This window comes from Deinococcus aerius (assembly GCF_002897375.1).
GTDB classification, from domain to species: Bacteria; Deinococcota; Deinococci; order Deinococcales; family Deinococcaceae; genus Deinococcus; species Deinococcus aerius.
In genome coordinates this window covers 1-15,764 of record NZ_BFAG01000008.1, presented here as the reverse complement: position 1 = coordinate 15,764, position 15,764 = coordinate 1, and the positions used below count along the sequence as shown (strand labels likewise).

Here is a 15,764-nt window from a genome sequence, read left to right as displayed (position 1 = left end):
CACCTCTCCAGCTCCCTGGAGCGGAAGGACAGGATGAGTGCGGGCTGAGGTGCGCGGCTGCCCGGGCTCGGTCGGGCAGCGGTTCCGGGGTCAGGTGGAAGGTGGGAAACAGGGGATGGGGATGGATGTGGCAGTGACAAGAAGACCTGTGGGCGGGGCTGTCCCGCCCGCCCTTGACGGCCCCGCGGAGGTCGGCGGTGGGCCTTGCGACAGGCGCGGCCAGTTCAGGGGGTCACCGGAGTGGCGGCTGATTGCCCCGTGGGCGGCGTCTCACCCGCCCGTTGGCCGGACCCTTCGTGCGGTCAAGAGCCGCTCCCGTCCCGAGTCGCGGCCTGCCCCGGCCCTGCCATTGCCCATCCCGTTGGTCCAGCCATGAGCCTTCCCACCGACGCCAAGATTTTTGTGGCCGAACACACGGGGTTCGTGGGGCAGGCCCTGGTCCGCAAGCTCCAGCAACTGGGGTACCACAATGTCACCACCCGCGCGGACTACGAGCTGGACCTGCGCGAGAAAGACGATGTCAACGCCTTTTTCGAGAAGGAGCTGCCCGACTACGTCTTCCTGTCCTCCGTCAAGGTGACCGGGTCCATCACCGACTCGATCTACCCGGCCCAGTGGCTGCGCGACAACCTGATGGTGATGACAAATACCATCCACGCGGCGTACCTGTATGATGTGGAAAAGCTGGTGTGCATCGATTGCAGCTCGACCTACGCGGATGTGGGCGCCCTGCCGCTGAACGTGAGCTACCTCCAGGCGGAGCTGATCGAGGAGACCCAGCGGGTCTGCCAGGTCGTGAGCCAGACGACGACGGAGCTGTGCGACAGCTACCGCCGCCAGTACGGCTGCGATTTTGTCAGCGCGGTATTTAGCAGCCTGTACGGCCCGAGTTCGAGCGGCGACCTGCACCGCAGCAGCGTCGTGCTGGCGCTGCTGCGCGAGATGCTGCATGCCAAGGAACTCGGCCGCCCCTCGGTCCGCTGGCCGGGCGGGGGGGTGTGGCAGCGCGACCTGCTCCACGTGGACGACATGGCGGACGCCTGCCTGTTTCTCGCCAACCACGTGTCGGAGCCCGGTGCGGTCCATGTGGGCTATGGCCGGCCCTGCACCCTGACGGACCTCGCGGCGGCGGTCAAGGCCGTGGTGGGGTATGACGGCGCCTTCGAGGTCGATCCGCGCGCCCCCCTGCTTCCGGCGCGCGGCGCGTTCTCGCGGGACATGCTGCGGGCGCGGGGCTGGACGCCGGGCACCTCGCTGCACGCCGGGATCAACCAGACCTACCACTGGTATCTCCAGCACCGGCCCTTCGCGTCCTTCGGCTGAAAGGGCAGGGCCGGGCGTTTATTTTTCTTTAGCGCCCACCTTCTTAAGTTGACCCCAGCGTAGGTCGAGCCGCTTATAAAAGCGCAGCACCCCAAAGGAGAATGAGATGCAGGATGCCAAGGCGTTGCAGGTAGCGGTGGTCGGAACCGGGTACGTCGGGCTGGGAACGGCGGTCATGCTGGCCTACCTGGGCCACCACGTCACCGGCGTGGACGTGGACCAGGCCAAGATCGACATGCTCACGCGCGGGGAGCTGCCCATCTACGAGCCGTACCTCGACGAGCTGCTGCGCGAGAGCGCGCCGCGGCTGCGCTGGACGACGGACTACGCCAGCGCGATTCCCAATGCCGACGTGATTTTCATCTGCGTGGGCACCCCCCCGCTGCCCAGCGGCCAGCCCAACCTGGCCTACGTCGCCGAGGCGGCCCAGAGCATCGCCCGGCACCTCAACGGCAAGGTGCAGGTCGTGGTGAACAAAAGCACCGTGCCCATCGGCACCGGGGACTGGGTGGCGCGCATCCTGGAGGAGAACGCGGTGGACTACCACGCCAACCGCTACCTCGTGGTCAGCAACCCCGAGTTCCTGCGCGAGGGCACGGCGCTGCACGACAGCCTCTACCCCGACCGCATTGTGCTGGGCAGTGACAGCCCCGAGGCCATCGAGCGGATGGCAGAGCTGTACGAGCCGCTGCTGAGCCAGGATTTCGCCGCGCCCGTGTCGGTGCCGCGCCCCGACTGCTACACCCAGCCCGCCCTGGTGAAGACCAGCCTGAGCAGCGCGGAGATGATCAAGTACGCGGCGAACGCCTTCCTGGCGCTCAAGATCAGCTTCGCCAACGAGATCGCCGGGCTGTGCGAGCGGGTGGACGCCGACATCCAGGAGGTCACGCGCGGAATCGGCTACGACCAGCGCATCGGGCCGCACTTCCTGGGCGCGGGCGCGGGCTGGGGCGGGAGCTGCTTTGGCAAGGACACTGCCGCGCTGATCAGCATCGGCCACGAGTACGGCTACGAGATGCCCATCCTGGCGGCCGCCATCGAGATCAACCAGCGCCAGCGCCAGCTCGTGATCGCCAAGCTCCAGCAGCACCTGCACCGCCTCAAGGGCAAGCGGGTGGCGGTGCTGGGCATGGCCTTCAAGCCCAACACCGACGACCTGCGCGACGCGCCCGCCCACGACTGCATCGCCCGATTGATCGAGCTGGGCGCCCAGGTCGTCGCGCACGACCCCATCGCCATGCCGCGCGCCCGCCACGAGTGGCGGCACCTGCGCTACCAGGAGGCGGAAAGTGCCGAGGCGGCCCTCCGGGGGGCGGACGCCGCAATCCTGATGACCGAGTGGGACGACTACCGCCGGATCGACTGGGAGAGCGCGCTGCGGGGCATGCGCCACCCCCTGGTGATCGACACCCGCCGGGTGATCGGCCACTTCGGCGGCGCGGGCATCGTCGAGCAGATCGGCAAGCGCCCCGCCAGCCGTGTGGCCGAGGTGACCGCGTGAGAATTCTCCTGACCGGCAGCGCGGGCTTCGTGGGCAGCCACCTCGTCGAGCGCTTCCTGGGAGAGGGCCACGAGGTGGTCGGCGTGGACAACTACCTCAGCGGCCAGCGGCGCAACACCGAACTCTTCCTGAGGCACCCCCGCTTCCGCTTCGTCGAGGCCGACGTGAGCGCGGGGCTCCCGGTGGAGGGGACCTTCGACGCGGTGCTGCACTTCGCCTCGCCCGCCAGCCCGCCGCACTACCAGCAGCACCCGGTGGAGACGCTGCTGGTGGGCGCCCAGGGCACCCAGCACGCGCTGGAGCTGGCCCGGCGCGACGGCGCGACCTTCATGCTCGCCAGCACCTCGGAGGTGTACGGCGACCCCCTGGTGCATCCCCAGCCCGAGGACTACTGGGGGCACGTGAACCCGGCCGGGCTGCGAAGCTGTTACGACGAGGCCAAGCGCTACGCCGAGGCCCTGACGATGGCCTACCACCGCCACCACGGGGTGGACACCCGGATTATCCGCATCTTCAACACCTACGGCCCCCGAATGCGCGCCGACGACGGCCGGGTGGTGACGAACTTCGTCAACCAGGCGCTGCGCGGCGAGCCGCTCACCGTTTACGGCGAGGGGTTGCAGACGCGCTCCTTCCAGTATGTGGACGACCTCGTCGAGGGCATCATCCGGCTGCTGGGGGTGTCCTACCACGGGCCGGTCAACCTGGGGAACCCGGACGAGTACACCATCCTGGATTTCGCCGAAATTATCCGGGACCTGATCGACCCGCGGCTGGGGATCGTGTACGAGCCCATGCCCGCCGACGACCCCCGGCAGCGACGCCCCGACATCACCCTGGCCCGCGAGCTGCTGGGGTGGGAGCCGCGCGTGCCCCTGCGTGAGGGCCTGGAGCGCACGGTCGCCTCCTTCCGGGAGGTGGGGGAGGGGCGGCCGGAGCGGGTGGGGGTGGACGCGTGACCGCGGGCACGCCTTAAGTCAACACGGTTTTCCAGTCCGGGCCGAGAATCCTTTGCGGGAAGTCTTTTCGTCTGGCCCCGCGCTCCGGGAGATTGGGCGCCCGGCGGTCAGGGGCGCGCTGGGATGCTACCCGTGCCCCTGACCGCCGGGCGGCGCCCCACGTTCTGCCGACGCGGCTCCAATCGGGAACCCGGGCAAAGGGGAGCAGTTTCCGAAGAGGTGCCGGGGTCCTCGCTTGGGGTGGCCCCGGGGATTCGGCAGTTCGCCTTCCGAGGACGAGGCTGGCGCCAGGGCAGTCGAGACAGACCCTGGAAACCCCAGGGCTTTTCAAGCTATGTTCGCCTGGACCACAGAGAGGGCGCTCTCCCGTGAGGAACGGGCACGGGACCAGGCCCGCCTCGTGTGTCGCCCGTCTGCCCCTGCGAGGGAAGAGCCAGCCCCGGATGATCAAGGAAGCCCGCATGTCCAACAGCATGACCACCCGACCGCTGCACATCTCTTTCGTCATATACACGTTGGAGACCTTTGGTGGTGCGGAACGCGCGACCACGCTCGTCGCCAATGCCCTGGCCGGGCGGGGCCACAGGGTCACGATCGTGACCCTGTGGGGCCGTGAGAGCAGGTTTCCGCTTCACCCGGGCGTTCACCTGCATGCGCTTCAACCGACGGCAGGCTCCTTCAAGAGGCGGTACCTCGCCGACGTCCTGGGCCTGCGGGCCTACTTCAGGGGACACACGCCTGACGTAGTGGTGGGGTCGGAAACGAGCGTCATGCTGCTCGTCCTGCCCGCCACGGCTGGCCTCGGTGTGGTGCGGGTGGGGTGGGAACACTTCAATTTCAACACGATCTTCAACCGGCCGAAGGGTCGGCTCAACCGCTGGCGCCTGGCGCGAACCCTGACGGCCCGTTTCGCTCAGGCGGTGGTGGTCCTGACCCGGCGGGACGCCGAACTGTGGCGCATGGGGATTCCCGGCATCCACGCCCGCCTTGAGGTCATCCCCAACTTCCTGCCCTTCCCGCGGCCAGCGGTCAACCCCTACCGTCCAGACCGAAAAGTCGTGCTGTCGGCCGGACGCCTCAGTGGGGAGAAGGGCTTTGACCTGCTGCTCGAGGCGTGGGGGCGGGTGGAACAGGACTTTCCAGAGTGGGCGTTGCGGATCGTGGGGGACGGTGAGGAGGCCAGCCGCCTCAAGGCCCAGGCGCTGCACGCGGGGCTGCAACGGGTCGAGTTTGCGGGGCGGTCGGGGGATATGCCCGCGCACTACGCGGCGGCAGGTCTGTACTGCCTGAGTTCCCGGTCCGAGGGCTTCGGTATGGTGCTGATCGAGAGCCAGGCGTATGGTCTGCCCGCCGTCGCCTTTGACTGTGAGGTCGGGCCGCGGGAACTTGTCGAGCACGGGGTGAACGGCCTGCTTGTGGCATCCGGGGACACTGCCGCGCTGGCCGAGGGGCTCCGGACCGCCATGTCGAGCCCGGAGTTGCGCGCCCGCATGAGTGGACGGAGCTACGAGGCGGCTGCCCGCTTCAAACCGCAGGAGATCATCGCCCAGTGGGAAGAGCTGCTTGGTTCTCTCAGGCGTGAGGAGCCCCGGCGCGAGCAGCCGATGCATCCAGCTTTTCATCAAGGGGACGACTGACTTGCCACCGGGGAGCTGGGGAAAACGTCGTCCGTGCTGGGAGAGCGAAAAGGAATAAACGCCAGTCCCACGAGTCTCGTTCAGAGGCAATGCCGGGACGGTGTTCGCCCGCGCGTGCTTCACGGTAGAGGGCGGCCAAGGAAAGGGAACAAACAGATGAACAATGGTGTCTGCGCGGTCATCGTGACCTACAACAGGAAGGACAAGCTCCGCGAGTGCCTAACCAGCCTGTGGGCGTCGAGCGAGCGACCCGAGAAGGTACTCGTCGTCGACAACGCCTCGACCGACGGAACTCCCGCTCTGGTCGCAGAGCTGTTTCCCGAGGTCGATCTGCTCGTGCTGGAGCAGAATCTCGGCGGCTCGGGGGGGTTCGAGGCGGGCATGCGCCGAGCCTACGCGAGCGGGTACGAGTACCTATGGCTGTTCGACGACGACGCCTACGTCGAGAAGGACTGCCTGCGGCGCCTGCTGGCGAGAGCGGACGAGGCGGATGTCCTGGTTCCCATCCAGGTGGACCAAGCGGGCCGGAAATACGGCATCTACCGCTGGAACAACGGCTTTGTGGAGGTGGACAAGGAGAGCCACGCCACCGTCCAGGTCGATATCTTTGCCTTCGTCGGTCCACTCATCAAACGCGGCGTGGTGCGGAAGATCGGCTTGCCCCGCACGGATTTTTTCATCAGTGCGGACGACATTGAATACGCCCTGCGGATCAAGGCGGCGGGCCTAAAGACGCTCTGCGTCCTGGACGCCGTCTTCTACCACGATTACGGCGGCAGGACGATCAAAGTCAAGCGGCTGGGCCGGATCAGCACCCGCAGCACCCAGCCCGCCTGGAAGAACTACTACAACGTCCGCAACGAACTGCTGATGGCGAGAGACCTAGACGTGCCGGCGGGTCAGAAGGCGGGGGTCTACCTCTACATTCTCAAGAAGTTCGGGCGGGCTTCGCTGGCGGAACTCGTCTATGAGGAGAACTTTCTGGAAAAGTGGAAGTACACGGCGATCGGCGTCAAAGACGGCTTGTTGAACAGGACCGGCAAACGGATCCTGCCTGTGGTGAAGTGACCGCCCGGGGTCTCCCCTGTGGCCCGTGTTCCTCCTCCAGCCGCGGCGCGGAGAGGAGCGAACGCGGGCCGCAGTGCTGATGCTGGGGAACCCCGTCCAGAGGGCGTTTCCGGCGTACGCGGCGCACTTTGGGTTTACTTTCGTGTAACGGCCCTGCGCCTACTATGGAAGCCATATGAAGGGTTCAGGGTGCAGACAGGGAGCTTGCTGGGGGCGCGGCCATAGCGGAAGGCCGTTTGGCCGCCCGTGCAGGAATGTTCCCACGCGGGGCGGCCGGAACAGGGCGGCCAGGGAATGAAGCGTAACTTGATCATCTACCACGAGGACCTGCTGACCTATTCTGAGACGTTCATCCTGGGCCAGGCCGAATCCCTGCGGCGCTTCACGCCCTATTACGCGGGGCTGCGCCGCGTTGGCGAACTGGAGACTCCTCCGGGGCGCACGATCGTGGTGAGTGACGGAACGCCCCGGGGGCGCGCGGGGGAACTGCTATACAAGGCGACGGGCCTAGCGCCGCGCCTGGTCTCGCGGTTGCGGGCGCTGCGCCCGGTACTGATGCACGCGCACTTCGGCACGAACGGCGCGATGGCGTTGCCGCTTGCCCGGCGGCTGCGGGTGCCCCTGGTGGTGACGTTTCACGGCCGCGACGCGACGGTGCATGACGACCACTTGCGGGCGGGCACGCTGCGCGAGCGCCGTCTCGTGACGCGCCGCCCCGAGTTGATCAGGCAGGGGGCGCTGTTCATCGCCGTCTCCGAACACATCCGCCGTCAACTGCTGGACAGGGGCTTTCCGCCTGAGAAGGTGGTCACCCACTACAACGGGATAGACACCACATTCTTTACCCCGCGCGAGGGTCCGCCTTCCGCTGAGCCCGCCGTGCTGTTCGTCGGCCGCCTGGTGGAGAAGAAGGGAGCGGCAGGGCTGCTGCGCGCGATGGCCGAGGTGCAGCGCGCGGTGCCGGGCGCGCGGCTCGTGCTGATCGGCGACGGGCCACTCAGGGCCACGCTGGAGGAACAGGCCCGGGCGCTGGGAGTGCGCTGCGCCTTCCTGGGCAAGCTGTCGGCGGGGGCTGTCCTCGACCATATGCGGGCGGCGCAGGTCTTCTGCCTGCCCAGCCTGACCGCGAGCAACGGTGACACCGAGGGGCTGCCCACCGTCGTCCTGGAGGCGCTCGCGGCCGGGGTGCCGACGGTGTCCACCCTCAGCGCCGGGACCCCGGAGGCGGTGACGGACGGCGAGACGGGGCTGCTGGTGCCCGAGCGGGACGAGGGGGCGCTCGCCGCGGCCCTGATCCGGCTGCTGCGGGACGCGCCGCTGCGGGAACGCCTCGCGCGTGCCGGACGCCGCGTTGTGGTCGAGCGTTTCGACGCGGCAGTGCAGGCCCGCGCCCTGGAGACGCTGTACGACCGGGTCGCCGAGCAGGCGCCGTCAGGCACCAGCAGGGGGGACGTTCCAGCCGTGAAAGGCCCGGGCCACGCATGAACAACCTGCGTCAGAAGACGATGAACGCCCTGAAGTGGAGCTACCTGGGCCTGTTCACGAACATGCTGCTGCAACCGCTGTTCATGGCGGTGCTGGCGCGGCTGCTCACTCCCCAGGAGTTCGGGGTGGCGGCCATCGCCTCCACGCTCTCCACCTTCGGGGCGCTGCTCACCGAGCTGGGGGTGGGGCAGGCCATCGTCCAGCGGCGCGACCTCACCCAGGAGCATATCCGGGCGGGCTTCACCGCGTCCCTGGTGCTGAGCGTGGTGGTGACGGTGGTGGTCTGGTTCGCCGCGCCGCTGGCGGGCGCGTACACCCAGAAGCCCGAGGTCGTCCCGGTGTTCCGGGGGTTCGCCCTGACGTACGTGGTCGCCGCCCTGTCAGCCGTGTCGACGAGTCTGCTGCGCCGCGAGTTGCGCTTCAAGCCACTGATCGTCGGCGAGGTCGCGGCCTACGTGATCGGCCACGGCCTCCTGGGCATCGGGGCGGCTCGGCTGGGCTTCGGGGCGATGAGCCTCGTCATCAGCGCGGCGGCCACCTGGGTCATCCAGCTCGGGGTGTCGTATGCCTATGCCCGCCATCCCTTTGCCCTCACGTTCCGCTGGGCCCCCTACCGCGACCTGTACAGCTACGGCGCCCGCATGTCGGCGCTGCGGCTGCTGGAGTTCTTCAGCGGGAACGTCGCCACCTTCTTAATGGCGCGGCTGTTCGACGTGACGGCCGTGGGCCTGTACAACCGCGCCTATGTGATCGCCGGAATGCCGGTCGCACGGCTGGCTGGGGGGCTTACGCGCGTCCTGGGGGCCTCTTTCGCCGCCCTTCAGGATGACCCCGTGAAGTTGCGGCGGGCCTACAGCTCCGGTCTGCTGGCGATGTCCACGGTGATGTTCAGCCTGGCGGCGGGCCTCTTCGTGTGCGCGCCGGAGATCGTGCGGGTGCTGCTGGGCGACCGCTACATGGCGGCCGTCCCCCTGGTCCAGGCTTTCGCGGTGTACGTGCCCTTTCCGGTCCTCGGCAACATCGCGGCCATCGTGGCGGAGGCCACGGCCCGGCTGAACATCAAGATCGCCGTGCAGAGTGTGCAGCTCGTATTTCTGGCCGCCGCCTTCTGGACGGTGTACCGGCTGGGGTGGGGCGTGCAGGGCTTCGCCTGGGTCCTCGTGGTGGCCGGAGTGCTGTACAGCGCGGCCTACGCGGTCGTCGCCTCGCGCATCCTGGGGGGTGGCCACCGCGAGACCCTCAAGGCCTACGCGGTGGGAGCGGGTTGCGGCGTGATGGTCGGGGCGCCCCTCTTCCTGGTCGCCCAACTGCTGCGGACCGCAGGCGTTTCGGTGTTCGCGCTCTTCGGCGTGGAGCTGCTGCTGGGCGCGGTTCTCCTGGGCCTGGTGGTGCTGCTCGGGCCGGAGACCGAGCTGCGGCGTTACGCGCTCAAGTTCCTGCGGCCCATCACCACCCGGCTGGCGGTTCGCTGATGCGCGGGATCAGCAAAGTGGGGGCCATACCCCCAGTCTGGAGGAAGACGTGAAGGTGAGATGCAAGTGGTTGGCCCTGTGGCTCCTCCTGGCACTGCCCGGCGGCGCGTCGGCTCAGGCCTGGACCGTCTACTTCGTGTTCCGGCTCGCCACGGCGCTGCCGGTGACGCTCCAGGCCACGCCTGAATGCGAGACGGAGCGGGCGGCCTGGGAGGCCGGGACGGCTGCGGCGGAGACGACAACTCCCCTGAGGTTGCTGGAGACCTACAGCTTCGTGAGCGAGCAGAGCCCCGCCGAGCTGCGGGCGAACGTCGGCGCCCTCGCCCGGGAACTGGGGTTCTCGGGGACCGACCTGTGGCCGCAGGAGCGGGTGGCCGGGGACGGGAAGCCCGGCCCGGCTCTCCAGGGCCAGGAGTTTCAGGGCGCGGAGGCGCCCGGTTACCGCTACGGCCTGCGCATCTACCCCCGGGCCGGTGAAACCGGGGTCAGGAGCGTGCTGTGCGTTACGGTTCGCTCGGCCCCCGGCCCGGAAGACTCCGCCTCGACTTCCCTCGAAAATTGAACGGCTGGCCTGCCTGAATTGGAGGCAGCCGGTGCGAAAGGATATTCATGATGAGTGATTCCTCCAGTTTGCCCTCGCGGCGGGCCCAGGCCGAGCTGGCCCCCAGCGCGCTACCCGCCCAGGGAAGTGAGCCCGCGAGTGGCGTCGCCGCCGTCGTCGTGACCTACAACCGCAAGGAGTTGCTGGTCAAGTGCCTAGACAGCCTGCTGCGGCAGACGGAGCCGCTCGCGCGCATCTACGTGATCGACAACGCCTCCACTGACGGGACATCCGAGGTGATCCCGGCACACGAGCGCGTGACCTACTTGCGGCTGGAGCAGAACCTGGGCGGCGCGTACGGGTTCGCCTACGGGGTGCGCCGGGCCCTGGAGGGCAACTACCGCTACGTGTGGGTGATGGACGACGACTGCTTTGCCGAGGACGACGCACTGGAGCAACTGCTGCGGTGGGATGGGGCCGCCGAGGCGCTGTGCGGCGCCGTACTCGCGCGGGATGGCAGCTTTGACCTCCACCAGCGGCGCAACTTCGACCCGGTCCGGCTGCGCGAGACGCCGGTAAGTTCCGAGACCTATGCCCGGCCATGCGCGCCCATCGACCTCTTCTCCTTCGTGGGGACGTTGATCCGCATGGACGCGGTGCGCCGGGTGGGCCTCCCGGTGGACAACTTCTTCTTCATGGGGGACGACTCTGAGTATGCCCTGCGGCTGGGGGCTCACGGCTTGCGGATCTGTCTCGTTCCGGCCAGCCGGATGTGGCACCATGGCAGCTTCGCCAAGGCTCCCCATGAGAAGTACAACCCCAGAAAACACTACTACCACATCCGCAACGGGCTGCTGATCCGGCGGCGCTACGGCAAATCCCTGCCCTGGTTCATGGTCCGGTTCTGCACCTTCGCGCTCTTCGGCTACGGGGCTCTGGCGAAAAACGGCAACCTGACCTGGCGCTCCGCGGCCCTGACGGCCGAGGCGCTGCGCGACGCCCTGCTGGGCCGCGCCTATGTCAAGGACTTTGGTAAGTAGGCCGAGACGTCTTATTTACTCTTCTGAGACGGCCAGCCACGGAGACTGTAGCCCATGAAGATGACCCCGACCTCCTTCCCAAGTTCGCGCCTCGGCCTGGTACTGGTGGCGGCCCTGGTGCTGGGAACGAGCGCGCAGCAGTCCCCCACGGACCTGACCTACGACGGCCCAATCACGATCCGCAAGGGCGGAACCTACCGCGGCAACTGGCGCAGCCTCGACCCCAACAAGCCCGCCATCGATATCGCCACCCGCGAACCGGTGATCATCGAGTACTCCAACGTCGAGGGTCGGGGGACCCTGATTCACAGCGCGTTCGACCGGGCCAACGTCACGATCCGCAACACCCGCGGCGTCGCCCTGAATCCGAACCTTCCGGCCAGCGCCAAACGCGCCCCCGGGCGCTTCCTGAACATGGAGGAGTTCGAGAGCGCCGTCGTGGAGAACAACGAGCTGATCGGCACGTCCGGCATGTACTTCCGCAAGTACGTGGGCGACCCCGAACGGGGGCAGACGATCAAGGTCCTGCGAAATCGGGCGCTGAACATCGACGGCCGGTACAGTGACGGCGAGGACCAGTTCTCGAGTACCGGGTACAAGCTTGTACAGTTCGTGCAGTTCAACGATATCAAGGACATCCAGGGAGCCGAAGTGGCCTGGAACGAGGTGATCAACGAGCCGGGCAAGAGCCGCGTCGAGGAGGTCATCAACATGTATGGCTCCCGCGGCACCGCGTCGAGCCGCATCTCCATCCACGACAACTACATTCAGGGGGCGTACCCGGTGCATCCGGGCACAGACAAGTACGCGGGGGGCGGCCTGATGATGGGCGACGGCGGCTCGAAGACCAAGGAGGGCGCGGGGGGCTATATCATCGCCTACCGCAACCAGATCGTGAGTACCTCCAACCAGGGCATTGCCATCGCCTCGGGCAACAACATCGAGGTGTTCGAGAACCGGGTCATCTCCAGCGGTTACCTGCCGAACGGCACCCCCATCGCCGCCCAGAACGTGGGAATGTACGTGTGGGACACCGCCGGCAACAAGCAGCACGGGACGTTCTACAACAACCTGATGCGCGACAACCTGGTAGGGTGGGCGCGGCCCCTCAAGTCCCCCACGGCGCAAAATCCTCTCTGGCTTCCCGACTGCGCGACCACCACGAGTGGGCAGAGCCGCTGCACCGGCAACCGGGTCCTGCCCGGCCCGATCACCCTTCAGATGGAGCGGCAGGAATACGAACGCTGGCAGGACAAGTTGCGGGACGCGGACATCGTGGTTGGCCTGAAGCAGAACCGTTGAGGGGCCGGAGCGCGCCGAGCCTCACCCGAATCCTCGTCGTGGTGCCGGAGCCGGCCCACCTGCTCCTGACCGGTCCTGTGGGGCTGTGGCTGCTCGCTCTGATGGGTGCCCACCTTGAGGGCGGCGCTATCCGCTCCCGAATGGTCCGGGGCTCCCCAGTCACCCCTCCCACGTTCCTGACTCCGATGAAGCGGGTGAGTTTATGCTGACACTCCATGTCCTCCCCGAGGGCGAAACTCTTCAGCCCGACGGTCGCGGCGCCATCGGGCGCTGGGTCGCGGAAGTCGTCCCCCTCTCGGGCACCCGGCACGTGGTGTTGCAGGGGCGGGGGTTTCAGCCCGGCGAGGGGGCTCGCTACTTCGTGGGGCACAGGCTGCTCACCCGCGTCTGGCGGGCGGGGGGGCGCAAAAGCAGGCTGGGCCTGCTGGTGGCCGGGCCGCTGGTGGTCGCGTTCAATCTGGCCCGCCTCCCCTGGCGTGACGTCGACGTCATTCAGGTCCACAACCGGCCCACCTACCTCCTCGGGCTGCGCATTCTTTCCCGGCTGAAACGCCGCCGACCCCTGCTGGTGCTGCACCTGCAAAACGACCATCTGGCCGGGTGGTCCGCGGCGGTCCTCCGCCGCGTCGCCGCCTGCGCGGACCTGATTATCACCTGCAGCGCCCACCTGCGCGACACCGTGCGCACGCAGGTGACAGGTGACGTCGAGGTGGTCTACAACGGCACCGTGTTGCCCAGCCGAACTGAGCCCCGCCGCTCGTCCGGGCCCCGGGTCGTCCTCACCTACGTCGGACGGATGGTCCCGGAAAAGGGCGTGCATGTCCTGCTGGAGGCGTTCGAGCGGCTGACCGCCGAGGGCGCCCCTGCCGAACTCCACCTGATCGGCGGAGCGACCTTCTCCAACGAGCCCTCCCCGTACTGGGAGGAGTTGCGGGCGCGGAGTGCTGGGCGGGAGGACATCGTCTGGCACGGCTATCAGCCCTCGGCGGTGGTAGAGGCGCACCTGCACGCCTCGGATGTGCTGGTCTGCCCCTCGGTGTGGGCGGAGCCCTTCGGCATGGTCATCGTGGAGGGCATGGCGCATGGCAATTGCCTGGTGGCGTCACGGACGGGCGGCATTCCCGAGATCGTCGAAGACGAGGTGACAGGGCTGCTGGTCGAGCCCGGCGATGTCGAGGCGCTGACCGCCGCGCTGGGCCGCGTGGTGTGGGACCCGGCCCTGCGTGCCCGATTGGCGAGCGCGGGTGAGGCGGCGGCGCGGGCGCGCTTCTCCTGGCCGCAGATCGCCGAGAGCTACGACCGGACCATCCGGCTGGCGCTTGGGAAGGCCGCCCCGACCGCAAGCGCGCGGGTCGAGGCGGGTTAGAAGAGTCGCACGTTCCTGTCGCCGTCTACCGGCAGAGGTCCTACCAGTTCCGGCCCCCGCCGTGAGCCTTCGGAAAAGCGCCGAGGGCTCACTTCATTTGGGAGTCCGGAATTGTTCCTCCTCCCTTCGGTCGGGTTTCACCGTTCTTGCATTACTGCTGGGCCGGAATCCGTATCAGGCACGGCAGGGCTGGGTTTGTGGGGTACTTGGCCCTTTGTTGGCTGTCCCCAGACCTGCGAGCGGCAGCATGACCCAGAACCTCGTCGCCCGGCTCCACCCTTGCTCGGGGCACACCCGAGCGCGGGCGCCGAGCCGGTAACACGCCTCCTGAGCCAGCAGAATTCCGGGGAGTGTGGCGCTCGCTCCCCGGGGCTCCGCCCTGCGGTGGTCCTCTAGGGTGTGGCGGGGACGACCCGCCAGCCAGAGCGGGCCCAGTTGCCCGCGGAGTACACGAAGCCGTTGCCGAGGGGCGCGGCGACGCCCGAGGCCCGCGCGCCCGGCAGCGAGGTCAGCGCCGACCAGGTGTCGGTCGCCGGGTCGTAGGCGTTGACGGCCGAGATGTTTTGCAGGTGCGAGCGTTCGCCCCCCGCCACCACAATGCGCCCGCCCAGCACGAAGGTCGAGCTGGAGATGTGGCTGCGGGCCGACGGCAAGTCCCGCAGGGTGGCCCAGGTGTCGGTTGCCGGGTCGTAGGCGTTCACCGTCGCCTGGGTCACCAGCCGCTCGTCGTGCCCGTGCTGGCCGCCGATGGCGTAGATCTTGCCGCCCAGCACGGCTGAGCCCATGTGATGCCGGGGGTTGGGCAGCGGCGCGGCGGTGATCCAGGCGCTGGCCCCGTTCGCCAGGTCCAGAATGTAGTGGTCCCCAACGTTCTGGGTGCGCGCGAGGTTGGTGCCGCCGAAATAATGCAGCCTGCCGTTCAGGTACTCGAGCTGCCCGGCGGCGCGCTCGACTGGCAGGTCGGGCAGGCGGGTGTACTGCTCGCTGGCGAGGTCGAAGCGCCAGACGGCTTTCGTGCCGTAGACCTGCGCTGTCCAACTGGAGTTGGCGATATATCCACCCGCGTAGTAGATGCTCTTCCCGTCGGTGGTCATCCCCGCGTGGGTCACGCCCCGGCCCGGCATGTTGGGCAGGCGCCTCCAAAGGTTGACGGCGGGTTCGTAGACGTAGGCGCGGTCCGTCGGGGTGCAGCAGCCCTTGAGGCTGTCGAACCCGCCGAAGGAATAGAGTTTGCCGTTCACGGCCCGGCCCTGCGCCTCGGACACGCCATACGGCTGGTCGGCCATGGGGGAGTACACCAGGCTGCTCGCGGTGGGCGCGGCGGGGCGGGTGGCGCTGGCTGAAGCGAACCCCGAGACGTCGCCGCCCGGATCGAGGGTGAACACCCGGTAGTACGAGGTCTCGCCCGCCGGGGCAAAGGTGTCCTCGAAGTCCGAGGCCCCGATCACGTCCGGGGTCACGGGCAGGAAGGGACCGTCGGGCGTGGGGGCGCGCTCCAGGCGGTAGCCGCCCAGCCCTGCGCCCAACATGTCGTCCCAGTTCAGCGTGACGCCTGTGCCCTGGCCGCTCGCCGTGAAGCCCGCGGGCACAGCGGGCGGGGTGGGTCCGGCGGTGCAGGTGAGCGAAAGGCCGCCCCAGTCCGCGTGGTCGGACTCGATTCCGTCCCCCGCGTCCGTCGCCACCAGCCTCAGCTCGTTCACCCCCGACAGACTTGCCGTCAGCGGCATCGGCCCGTCTGTGCCGCGCCGTACCGGGCTTTCGGCCAGCAGCCTGCCGTCCCCGAACACCTGGAAGACCACGCTGCCCCCGCTTCCCACCTCGTCGTCCACGCCGACGCTCGCCGAGAAGGTCGAGCAGCGCCCCGCCAGGCTGTAACCCACGCTGGCGCCCGCGTGCATGCCCAGCCCCTTGGCGAAGGTCTGGCCGCCGATGGTCAGGACCCGGCCGTCCCCCAGCACCTTGCCGCCCACGCTGCGGTCCTTTTCAATCGGCCCCCAGGCGTTCGCCGGGTTCAGCCAGGGGAGGTTGGAGAGGAAGCCCTGGCCGGAGGAGGCCGGGGGTTGGCCGGGG

At 68.2% G+C, this 15,764-nt stretch carries 12 protein-coding genes; 11 read left to right on the top strand and 1 reads right to left on the bottom strand.

The window, feature by feature from the left end:
* Window positions 1-372 precede the first annotated feature (372 nt).
* The 11 genes from DAERI_RS11715 to DAERI_RS11660 all read left to right on the top strand — a co-directional run bounded on the left by DAERI_RS11715 (window position 373) and on the right by DAERI_RS11660 (window position 13,694).
* Window positions 373-1,323 carry a GDP-L-fucose synthase family protein gene (locus DAERI_RS11715; RefSeq protein ID WP_103129614.1) on the top strand — a complete coding sequence of 317 codons (951 nt, stop codon included), beginning with the start codon at window positions 373-375 and terminating at the stop codon, window positions 1,321-1,323.
* A gap of 106 nt (window positions 1,324-1,429) precedes the next feature.
* A complete protein-coding gene (locus DAERI_RS11710; protein ID WP_103129613.1) occupies window positions 1,430-2,824 on the top strand; it encodes a UDP-glucose dehydrogenase family protein in 1,395 nt (464 codons plus the stop codon).
* The gene (locus DAERI_RS11705; RefSeq protein ID WP_103129612.1) at window positions 2,821-3,783 is read left to right on the top strand and encodes a UDP-glucuronic acid decarboxylase family protein; all 963 of its coding nucleotides are present in this window, start codon (window positions 2,821-2,823) and stop codon (window positions 3,781-3,783) included. The genes DAERI_RS11710 and DAERI_RS11705 overlap by 4 nt, the downstream gene beginning before the upstream one ends.
* A 461-nt stretch (window positions 3,784-4,244) precedes the next feature.
* Window positions 4,245-5,420, top strand: a complete 1,176-nt coding sequence (locus DAERI_RS11700) for a glycosyltransferase family 4 protein (protein WP_103129779.1) — start codon at window positions 4,245-4,247, stop codon at window positions 5,418-5,420.
* Window positions 5,421-5,576: 156 nt separating this feature from the next.
* Window positions 5,577-6,488 (top strand): glycosyltransferase family 2 protein, encoded by a 912-nt coding sequence (locus tag DAERI_RS11695; protein WP_103129611.1) that lies wholly within the window; start codon window positions 5,577-5,579, stop codon window positions 6,486-6,488.
* A 294-nt stretch (window positions 6,489-6,782) separates the two neighbouring features.
* Window positions 6,783-7,973 carry a glycosyltransferase gene (locus tag DAERI_RS11690; RefSeq protein WP_103129610.1) on the top strand — a complete coding sequence of 397 codons (1,191 nt, stop codon included), beginning with the start codon at window positions 6,783-6,785 and terminating at the stop codon, window positions 7,971-7,973.
* Window positions 7,970-9,445, top strand: a complete 1,476-nt coding sequence (locus DAERI_RS11685) for a lipopolysaccharide biosynthesis protein (protein ID WP_103129609.1) — start codon at window positions 7,970-7,972, stop codon at window positions 9,443-9,445. The genes DAERI_RS11690 and DAERI_RS11685 overlap by 4 nt, the downstream gene beginning before the upstream one ends.
* 49 nt (window positions 9,446-9,494) lie before the next feature.
* Window positions 9,495-10,007 carry a hypothetical protein gene (locus DAERI_RS11680; RefSeq protein WP_133162024.1) on the top strand — a complete coding sequence of 171 codons (513 nt, stop codon included), beginning with the start codon at window positions 9,495-9,497 and terminating at the stop codon, window positions 10,005-10,007.
* 50 nt (window positions 10,008-10,057) lie between these two features.
* Complete coding sequence (locus DAERI_RS11675) at window positions 10,058-11,026, top strand: glycosyltransferase family 2 protein (RefSeq protein WP_103129778.1); 969 nt, start codon at window positions 10,058-10,060, stop codon at window positions 11,024-11,026.
* A 54-nt stretch (window positions 11,027-11,080) separates the two neighbouring features.
* Window positions 11,081-12,328, top strand: a complete 1,248-nt coding sequence (locus DAERI_RS11670; protein WP_235610355.1) for a hypothetical protein — start codon at window positions 11,081-11,083, stop codon at window positions 12,326-12,328.
* Between the two features lie 202 nt (window positions 12,329-12,530).
* Complete coding sequence (locus tag DAERI_RS11660; protein ID WP_103129606.1) at window positions 12,531-13,694, top strand: glycosyltransferase family 4 protein; 1,164 nt, start codon at window positions 12,531-12,533, stop codon at window positions 13,692-13,694.
* A 392-nt stretch (window positions 13,695-14,086) separates the two neighbouring features.
* Here DAERI_RS11660 and DAERI_RS11655 read toward each other — a convergent pair.
* Window positions 14,087-15,764, bottom strand: a 1,678-nt coding sequence (locus DAERI_RS11655) for an NPCBM/NEW2 domain-containing protein (protein ID WP_201262749.1), incomplete at its 5' end; no start/stop codon positions are given.

Bases quoted from the DNA above. Each gene is read 5' to 3' on its own strand.
- DAERI_RS11660 (WP_103129606.1), top strand. From the start codon at position 12,531: ATGCTGACACTCCATGTCCTCCCCGAGGGCGAAACTCTTCAGCCCGAC.
- DAERI_RS11690 (WP_103129610.1), top strand. From the start codon at position 6,783: ATGAAGCGTAACTTGATCATCTACCACGAGGACCTGCTGACCTATTCT.
- DAERI_RS11695 (WP_103129611.1), top strand. From the start codon at position 5,577: ATGAACAATGGTGTCTGCGCGGTCATCGTGACCTACAACAGGAAGGAC.
- DAERI_RS11710 (WP_103129613.1), top strand. From the start codon at position 1,430: ATGCAGGATGCCAAGGCGTTGCAGGTAGCGGTGGTCGGAACCGGGTAC.
- DAERI_RS11675 (WP_103129778.1), top strand. From the start codon at position 10,058: ATGAGTGATTCCTCCAGTTTGCCCTCGCGGCGGGCCCAGGCCGAGCTG.
- DAERI_RS11685 (WP_103129609.1), top strand. From the start codon at position 7,970: ATGAACAACCTGCGTCAGAAGACGATGAACGCCCTGAAGTGGAGCTAC.
- DAERI_RS11700 (WP_103129779.1), top strand. From the start codon at position 4,245: ATGTCCAACAGCATGACCACCCGACCGCTGCACATCTCTTTCGTCATA.
- DAERI_RS11670 (WP_235610355.1), top strand. From the start codon at position 11,081: ATGAAGATGACCCCGACCTCCTTCCCAAGTTCGCGCCTCGGCCTGGTA.
- DAERI_RS11715 (WP_103129614.1), top strand. From the start codon at position 373: ATGAGCCTTCCCACCGACGCCAAGATTTTTGTGGCCGAACACACGGGG.